Raw genomic sequence first — 8,951 nt, forward strand, 5'->3', positions numbered from 1 at the left:
CGGGACGTCACCGCGGGCGGGACCTGGCTCGCGGTGGCCCCGGGCGGTCGGTTCTCGGCGGTGACCAACGTGCGCGAGCCCGGACCGGTGCTCCCCGCAGTCGCCTCCCGCGGCGAGCTGCCCATCGACGCGCTCACCGGGCCGGTGCCCGTCGCGGAGTTCGCCCACCACGTCGTCGACGACCTCGATCGCTACGGGGGCGTCAACCTCCTGGCCGGCGACCTCGACCGGATGTGGTGGGCGTCCAACCGCTCCACCCGCGGCCCGGTGGCGCTCGGGACCGGCGTCCACGGACTGTCGAACGCCTCGTTGGACACCCCCTGGCCCAAGGTGGTGGGCGCGGTCCACGACGTCAGAGCGCTCATGGGCACCGACGTCATGACGGGCCCGGACTGGTCCGGGGCGCTGCTGGACGTGTTGGCCGATCGTCGTCCGGCGGCACCGTGGACGATGCCGCGCACGGGCGTGCCGCTGACGCACGAGTGGCGGCTGTCGTCGAGGTTCGTCCGCATCGGCCGGCGGTACGGCACCCGGTCGACCACCGCCGTGCGCGTCGACCATCACGGGGTGGCCGACGTGGTCGAGCGCACGTGGGACGCCCGAGGACGCATCACGGGGACGGTCACCAGGCGCATCTGAGCCGGTGACCGCCCCCGCGGGCGGCTGGTTCCGACGCCGCTGACGCGGCGCGGGTGGTGCCTTCGGCCCTAGCCGACGGTCCAGGTGTTGCTGCCGTCGAGCAGCGCCTGCAGGTCCGTGGGTGAGGTCTCCTTGGCGGCGGCGACCTGGCCGCGGGCGAGGTCGTCGTAGGTGTCGCGGCGGACCTGCCGGATGATGCCGGTGACCGTGTACTCGAGGTCCTGGCTGGACAGGTTGGCCAGGGCGTGGGCGTAGGTCGGGTCGTCGGCGTGGGCGTCGTGGACGACGATGTCGGCCTCGTCCACGTCGGCGGTCGCGGCCACCGCGAGGGAGAAACCGCGGCGCACGACGCAGTGCTGGCCGTCGTCACCGAAGATGATCTTCTCGCCGTGGCGCACCGGGATCAGGTGGTCGCCGGCGTCCTCCTTGCGGAGCAGGTCGAAGGAACCGTCGTTGAAGATCGGGCAGTCCTGCAGGATCTCCACGAAGCTCGTGCCGCGGTGGCGTGCGGCCGCGTCGAGGACCTCGGTCAGGCCCTTGCGGTCGGAGTCCAGGGCGCGGGCGATGAAGGTGCCCTGGGCGCCGATCGCCAGCGACAGGGTGTTGAACGGGTGGTCCAGCGAGCCCATCGGGCTGGACTTGGTGACCTTGCCGGGCTCGGAGGTGGGCGAGTACTGGCCCTTGGTCAGCCCGTAGATCCGGTTGTTGAACATGAGGATGTTCAAGTTCACGTTGCGGCGCAGCGTGTGGATCAGGTGGTTGCCGCCGATGGACATGGCGTCGCCGTCACCGGTGACGACCCAGACCGACTGGTCGGGGCGTGCGGTGGCCAGACCGGTCGCGATGGCCGGGGCACGGCCGTGGATCGAGTGCATCCCGTACGTCTCGAGGTAGTACGGGAAACGGCTCGAGCAGCCGATGCCGGAGATGAAGGTGATGTTCTCGCGCTTGAGCCCGAGCTTGGGCAAGAGGGCGCGGATGGTGGCCAGGATGACGTAGTCGCCGCAGCCGGGGCACCAGCGCACCTCCTGGTCGGAGGTGTAGTCCTTGGGCTTCTGCGGAGCATCCGTCTTGGGCACGGACGCCAACGCGTCGAGCGGCAATGCGCTGCCGACGAGGCCGGATTCGGTGGTGGTCATGGGGTTCCTCTCCTCGCTCGCAGGTCAGCGGGTTCGGTTGGCGGTGGTCGTGCCGGTGGCGGTGTGCCCGATCCGCCGGTTTCGGGCCGCGGGCTCGCCGGTGGTGGTGATGACCCCGTCGAGCGCCAGGCGGTATTTGTCGTGCTCGGTGTGGGCGAGGCGGCCGGCGAACTCGGACTCGATGGCGGTCTGCAACTCCTCGGCCGAGAACGCCATACCGTGCACCTTGGTGATGGGCTGGATGTCGGCGGGGAAGCGGGCCTTGAGCAGCATGGCGAGCTGTCCCAGGTTCATCTCCGGGACGAGGATCCGACGGTACTGCTCGAGCACCTCACCGATGTTGTGCGGCAGCGGGTTGAGGTGACGCACGTGGGCGCGGGCCACGCGGTGGCCGTTCGCGCGGGCGCGGCGTACGGCCTCGCCGATGGGCCCGTAGGACGAACCCCAGCCCACCACCAGCACGTCGGCCTCACCGGATGGGTCGTCGACCTCGAGATCGGGCACGTCGATGAGCGCGATCTTCAGGGCCCTGGTCCGGGTCATGAGGTCGTGGTTGTCGGCGGTGTAGGAGATGTTGCCGGTGCCGTTGGCCTTCTCCAGTCCGCCGATGCGGTGCTCGAGTCCGGGCTCGCCCGGGATGGCCCAGTCGCGCGCCAGCGTCTCCGGGTCACGGGCGTAGGGGAGGTACTCGGAGGCGGGCTTGCCGTCGTCGCCCTCGCCCTCGGCCTCGGGGGCCGTGGCGAAGTTCTTGTCGATCGCAGGCAGGGCGGCGACGTCGGGCAGCAGCCACGGCTCGGAGCCGTTGGCGATCGCGCCGTCGGACAGCACGATGACCGGGGTCCGGTAGGTGACCGCGATCCGGGCGGCCTCGCGGGCGATCTCGAAGCAGTCCGCGGGGGACTGCGGGGCGATCACCGCGACGGGGGACTCGCCGTTGCGCCCGAACAGGGCCTGCAACAGGTCGGACTGCTCGGTCTTGGTCGGCAGGCCCGTCGAGGGGCCGCCACGCTGGACGTCGATGACCACCAGCGGCAGCTCGGTCATCACGGCCAGGCCGATGGCCTCGGACTTGAGGGCCAGACCGGGACCGGAGGTGGACGTGACACCGAGGGTTCCTCCGTAGGAGGCGCCCAGTGCCGCGGCGACGCCGGCGATCTCGTCCTCGGCCTGGAAGGTCGTGACGTCGAACTGCTTGAGCTTGCTCAGCTCGTGCAGGATGTCCGAGGCCGGGGTGATGGGGTAGGTGCCCAGGAAGACGGGCATGTCGGCGGACCGGCCCGCGGTGACCAGGCCGTAGGCCATCGCCGTGTTGCCGGTGACCTGACGGTAGCGGCCCTCGGGCAGCTTGGCGGGGGCGATCTCGTACTCCGAGGCGAAGGCCTCGGTGGTCTCGCCGTAGTTCCAGCCCGCGTGCAGGGCGAGGATGTTGGCCTCGAGAATGGTCGGCTTCTTGCCGAACTTGTCCTTGAGGAAGTTCTCGATCGAGTCGACCGTGCGCCCGTACATCCACGTGAGCAGCCCCAGGGCGAACATGTTCTTGCAGCGCTCGGCGTCCTTCTTGCCGAGGTCGACCGACTCGACGGCACCGATCGTCAGCGTGCTCATCGCGACCTCGTGCACCTGGAACGCCTCGAAGGCCGGCGACCCCAGGGGGTTGGACTCGTACCCGACCTTGGTGAGGTTGCGCTTGGTGAACTCGTCGGAGTTGACGATGAGGATGCCGCCCGAGGGCAGGTCCTCGATATTGGCCTTGAGCGCCGCCGGATTCATCGCCACCAGCACGTCGGGACGGTCACCGGCGGTGAGGATGTCGTAGTCCGCGATCTGGATCTGGAAGCTCGAGACCCCGTGGATCGTGCCCTGTGGGGCCCGGATCTCGGCGGGGTAGTTGGGCTGGGTCGCCAGGTCGTTGCCGAAGGCGGCGGCTTCGGAGGTGAACTGGTCACCGGCGAGCTGCATGCCGTCGCCCGAGTCACCCGCGATGCGGATGACCACCTTGTCCAGCTTGGTCTTGGACGAGTTGCCCACCGGTGCTGACCTCCAGAAAGTCGTGTTGAATCGAGGCTTGTCGCGGCTCCCGTTCAGCCCTCGACGGTACGCCGATTCCGGCGCCGCCCGCGGCCACGGCCGAATTTCCGGAACTGTAACAGGTTCCAGTCTCTTGCCGTGGTTGCTTCCATTCACCATAGACCGACCTGTCTACCGGGGCTAGTCGGAGGGGTGCGGGGGATACCGCCACGGGTTCCGCAGTGATGATGAGAGAATCATCATCGCGCTCCGGGTTACGCCCCGTCCGTCGCTGCACGCAGTCACGAGATCGACCCCCTGGTTCGGATGCCGCCCGGTTCTTTCCCCCGAAGATTCTGCTCCTGAAGAGAAGGACTCCACCTTGACCTCGCGCTTCCTCTCGGCCGGCGTTCTCGGCGCGGTGGCCGCCATCGCCACGGGCGTCGTCGCCTCAGCGGTGCCCCTCGCGTCCGCGGCCCCCGCCGCGCCTGTCGATCCTCCCGGGGCCCTCGCGGCCACCGTCCCTCCGGTCGACACCCTCGTCTGGGACCGGTGCCTGCCCGACTCGGCCCGGGATCTGGAGGTGGGACTGCCCCGCGCCGATGTCCTGTGCGCCATCGTCCCGGTCCCGGTGGACCACGCTGATCCCGACGGTCGCACGATCGACGTGTCGGTGCGCAGGATCACCGCGTCGGTGGAACGGACCGGGGCGCTCTTCGGCAACCCCGGCGGTCCGGGCGCCGACGCGCGTGACCTGTGGTACTCGGCACTCGACGCGGACGAGGACTCGGCCGTCGACGCGATCCGGAGGCACCACGACCTGGTGATCGTGCAGCCGCGCGGCCTGGAGGGGTCGGGGGCGTTGGAGTGTCTGCCGGAGGTGGGGGTCGACGACCACGCCCCCACGGTCCTGGCCAAGTGGTGCATGGACACCGATCCCGCCCTGGTGCGTTCGTTCACCACGGAGAACGTCGTCCGGGATCACGAGCTGGTGCGCGAGCGGATGGGGCTCGGCCGCATCAGCTTCTTCGGCTTCTCCTACGGCACCGCGCTGGGCATGGTCTACCAGACTTTGTTCCCGGACAGTATCGAGCGAATGGTCCTGGACTCCTCCGTCGGTCCGTCCGACACCTGGTGGTACGAATTCCACCAGCGGCAGGCGGAGAACCGCCACCAGGCCCGGGACTACGTACTGGCCTGGATTGCGGAGAACGACGCGACCTACGGCCTCGGAGACACGCCGCTCGCGGTCTACGGGCGCATCCGGGAGCTGGACCGGACCGAGGGCCGCGCCGCGTCGCGATTCCTCCCACCGCCGGCTCAACCCGGCGACCGCGTGGCGGGGTCGCTGCCGGCCGGGCCGCTGACCTCCGGCTCCGTGGACGCGATCGCCACCGGGTCGGCGCGAGTGGACAACGCGGCACTGGCCTCGAGCGGGGCGTTCGATCGGGACGTCGAGGGGGCGCAGGGATACTTCGCCGTACTCGACATGTTCAGCCGTCAGCCGGGTGAGTGGTCCGAGATCGCCTGGGTGATCTCAGCGAAGATCCACGGAACCCTGCCGGATCCGCCGTCACCCGAGGAACTCGAGGCGATGTTGGAGACCCGGTCGGAGACCCCGGTCGTGACCTCCGACATGCAGACCTACCTGACGATCCTCAACTGCAACGAGACCGCCCCGCCGAGGCGGAACCTGCTGGCGGGGACCCAGCTGGGCAGCAGCGAGTCCGTCGGCAGCACCGGGGAGGACGAATGGGCGCTGCGAGAGCAGTCGCGGTACTGCCTCTATCCCCCGTCCGCCGAGGCCCCGCGGATCGAGTCCAACCGGATGGTCGCGCAGCCGCTGATCATCCAGTCCGACCACGACCCCAACACCCCGGGGATGTTCGGTCCGGCCACCGCCGACGCGACGGGAGGCACACTCGTCCGGATCCGGGGCACCGTGCACTGCCATTTCGACACCGGCAACGAGGCGGTCGACGAGATCGTCCTGCGGTATCTCGAGACCGGTCAGGCGGAACCCGGGCAGTATCTGGACACCCCGCGCCCCGCGCCGGGAAGCCCACCGTGGGTGCCGGAGGGGTGACTCGACGGTTCTCGTGGAGGGCATCCCGCCTGGTATGAATTCCTATAGAAGGGCCCCGGCACGCGTACCGTAGCCGGGACCGGTGGTCGGTGAAGGGCGTCGACGACGGAATCAGCGCAGGTTGGGAGCACTCCAGTGGCGAGCAAGAAGGCAGCATCGGGCGGCAAGCGGAGCCTGGTGATCGTCGAGTCCGCCACCAAGGCACGTAAGATCCAGCCCTATCTGGGGTCCGACTACGTGGTCGAGGCGTCGGTCGGACACATCCGCGACCTGCCCAAGGGCGCGGCCGACATCCCGGCCAAGTACAAGAAGGAGCCGTGGGCGCGGCTCGGGGTGAACCCGGACGACGACTTCGAACCCATCTACGTCGTCAGCGCCGACAAGAAGAAGAAGGTCGCCGAGCTCAAGAAGGAACTCGCCGGCGTGGACCAGCTCCTGCTGGCGACAGACCCCGACCGTGAGGGCGAGGCGATCGCCTGGCACCTGCTCGAGGTCCTCAAACCCAAGGTGCCGGTCAAGCGGATGGTGTTCCACGAGATCACCAAGCCCGCCATCCTCGCTGCCGCCGAGAACACGCGCGAGCTCGACACCGACCTCGTCGACGCCCAGGAGACCCGGCGGATCCTCGACCGTCTCTACGGCTACGAGGTCTCCCCGGTGCTGTGGAAGAAGGTCATGCCGCGACTGTCCGCCGGCCGCGTGCAGTCGGTGGCCACCCGCGTGATCGTCGAGCGTGAGCGCGAGCGCATGGCGTTCGTCGCCGCGGACTACTGGGACATCACCGCGACCCTGGCCACGAAGGGATCCGCCGGCGGGGACGCCGGTGAACCCCGCAGCTTCACCGCCCGCCTCTCCGCCGTCGACGGCGCCCGGGTCGCGCAGGGCCGCGACTTCGGCCAGGACGGGCGTCTGAAGTCCACCGGCGCGGCCAAGGACTCCGTCGTCCTCGCCGAACCGGCGGCCCGGGCGCTGGCCGACGCGCTGACCGGTGCCGACTTCGTCGTCGACTCCGTCGAGTCCAAGCCGTACACACGGCGCCCCTACGCGCCGTTCATGACCTCCACCCTCCAGCAGGAGGCCGGCCGCAAGCTGCGGTACACGTCCGAGCGCACGATGCGGATCGCGCAGCGACTGTACGAGAACGGCTACATCACCTACATGCGTACCGACTCCACGACCCTGTCCGAGGGCGGCATCGCAGCCGCCCGCGCGCAGGCCACGGAGCTGTACGGCAGCGACTACGTCTCACCCACGCCGAGGCAGTACACCCGGAAGGTCAAGAACTCGCAGGAGGCCCACGAGGCCATCCGGCCCGCCGGCGAGACCTTCGCCACCCCCGGGCAGCTCCACAGTGCCCTCGACGCCGAGGAGTACCGGCTCTACGAGCTCATCTGGCAGCGCACGGTCGCCTCGCAGATGGCCGACGCGCGCGGCACGACCGTCAGCATCCGCATCAGCGGTGACGCCGGTGACAACGCCTCCGGCTACGAGCGCGCCACCTTCGCCGCCTCGGGCCGCACCATCACGTTCCCCGGCTTCCTCAAGGCCTACGTCGAGGCGACCGATGACCCGGCCGAGGGCTCGGAGAAGCAGATGGCGGACGACGCCGAGCGGCGCCTGCCCCGCCTCGACGAGGGACAGCAGCTCACCGGCACCGACCTGGTCCCCGACGGGCACACCACCAGCCCACCCGCCCGCTACACCGAGGCGAGCCTGGTCAAGGCGATGGAGGAGATGGGCATCGGCCGCCCGTCGACCTATGCCAGCATCATCCGCACCATCCAGGACCGGGGATACGTCTACGTCCGCGGCAACGCGCTTGTCCCCAGCTGGGTCGCCTTCGCCGTGGTCGGACTGCTCGAGCAGAACTTCGGCCGGCTCGTCGACTACGACTTCACCTCGCTGATGGAGGACGAACTCGACGCGATCGCCGAGGGCCGCGAGAACCGGGACGACTGGCTGCGGCGCTTCTACTTCGGTGCCGCCGAGGGCTCCGGCGACGAGGACACGGCCAACTACGCCGTGGGGCTGAAGAACCTCGTCGACGTCAACCTCGAGGCGATCGACGCCCGCAGCATCAACTCGATCCGGGTGTTCGACGACTCCGAGGGCCGCCCGGTGCACGTCCGGGTCGGTCGCTACGGTCCGTATCTCGAGCGCATGGTCGCCGGCGAGGACGGCGCCGAGGAGTCCCAGCGGGCCAACCTGCCCGAGGGGATGAGCCCGGACGAGCTCACACTCGAGGTGGCCGAGAAGCTCTTCTCGACCCCTCAGGACGGCCGCCCGCTGGGCGTGGACCCCGAGACCGGACACGAGATCGTCGTCAAGGACGGGCGCTACGGCCCCTACGTCACCGAGAAGCTCCCCGAGGCCACCGACGCCGAGAAGGCGGTCTGGGCCAAGAAGGTGCTCGCCGACGCGGATGCGGAGAAGAAGCGGATCGACGCCGAGCGCGACGCCGCGATCGCCGCCGCCAAGGACGACGACGCGAGGGCCGAGGCCAAGAAGGCCGCGACCAAGGCCAAGGCCGCCGTGACCCGCCGGGCGAAGAAGGAGGCCGACAGCCCCACCGGGCCGAAGCCCCGGACCGGGTCGTTGATGCAGTCCATGGAGCCCGCGACGGTGACGCTGGAGGACGCGCTCAAGCTCCTGTCGCTGCCGCGCGTGGTGGGCGTCGACCCCACCAGCGGCGAGGAGATCACCGCCCAGCTCGGTCGCTACGGGCCGTACCTCAAGAAGGGCACAGACTCCCGGACCCTGGAGTCCGAGGACGCGGTGTTCACGGTGACGCTCGAGGACGCGGTGAAGATCTACTCCGAGCCCAAGCGTCGGGGCCGGCAGGCCGCCGCCCCCAAGGCGCTGCGTGAGATGGGGGTCGACGAGGTCTCCGGCAAGCAGATGTTGGTCAAGGACGGTCGCTTCGGCCCGTACGTGACCGACGGGGAGTCCAACGCCTCCCTGCGCAAGGGCGACACCGTGGAGAGCCTCACCGACGCCCGCGCCTCCGAGTTGCTCTCGGAGCGGCGCGCCAAGTCGCCGCCGAAGAAGGCGCCCGCGAAGAAGGCTCCGGCCCGCAAGTC

At 69.7% G+C, this 8,951-nt stretch carries 5 protein-coding genes; 3 read left to right on the top strand and 2 right to left on the bottom strand.

Going from position 1 to position 8,951, the window contains the following annotated elements; translation table 11 throughout:
* On the top strand, positions 1-639 hold a 639-nt coding region (locus G6023_RS01360; RefSeq protein ID WP_182633891.1), incomplete at its 5' end, for an NRDE family protein.
* Between the two features lie 68 nt (positions 640-707).
* Here G6023_RS01360 and G6023_RS01365 read toward each other — a convergent pair.
* Positions 708-1,778: a 2-oxoacid:ferredoxin oxidoreductase subunit beta gene (locus G6023_RS01365; protein ID WP_069388588.1), complete on the bottom strand. Its 1,071-nt coding sequence runs from the start codon at positions 1,776-1,778 to the stop codon at positions 708-710.
* 24 nt (positions 1,779-1,802) lie between these two features.
* A complete protein-coding gene (locus tag G6023_RS01370; protein ID WP_067711455.1) occupies positions 1,803-3,806 on the bottom strand; it encodes a 2-oxoacid:acceptor oxidoreductase subunit alpha in 2,004 nt (667 codons plus the stop codon).
* Positions 3,807-4,167: 361 nt separating this feature from the next.
* Here G6023_RS01370 and G6023_RS01375 point away from each other — a divergent pair, with 361 nt between their 5' ends.
* Both G6023_RS01375 and topA read left to right on the top strand, forming a co-directional pair.
* Positions 4,168-5,871 carry an alpha/beta fold hydrolase gene (locus tag G6023_RS01375; protein ID WP_167492380.1) on the top strand — a complete coding sequence of 568 codons (1,704 nt, stop codon included), beginning with the start codon at positions 4,168-4,170 and terminating at the stop codon, positions 5,869-5,871.
* Positions 5,872-6,006: 135 nt separating this feature from the next.
* Positions 6,007-8,951: type I DNA topoisomerase (gene topA, locus G6023_RS01380; protein WP_182633892.1), on the top strand; the 2,945-nt coding region annotated here is incomplete at its 3' end.

Origin of the sequence: Dietzia sp. DQ11-71 (genome assembly GCF_014144995.1) — a bacterium.
GTDB classification, from domain to species: Bacteria; Actinomycetota; Actinomycetes; order Mycobacteriales; family Mycobacteriaceae; genus Dietzia; species Dietzia kunjamensis.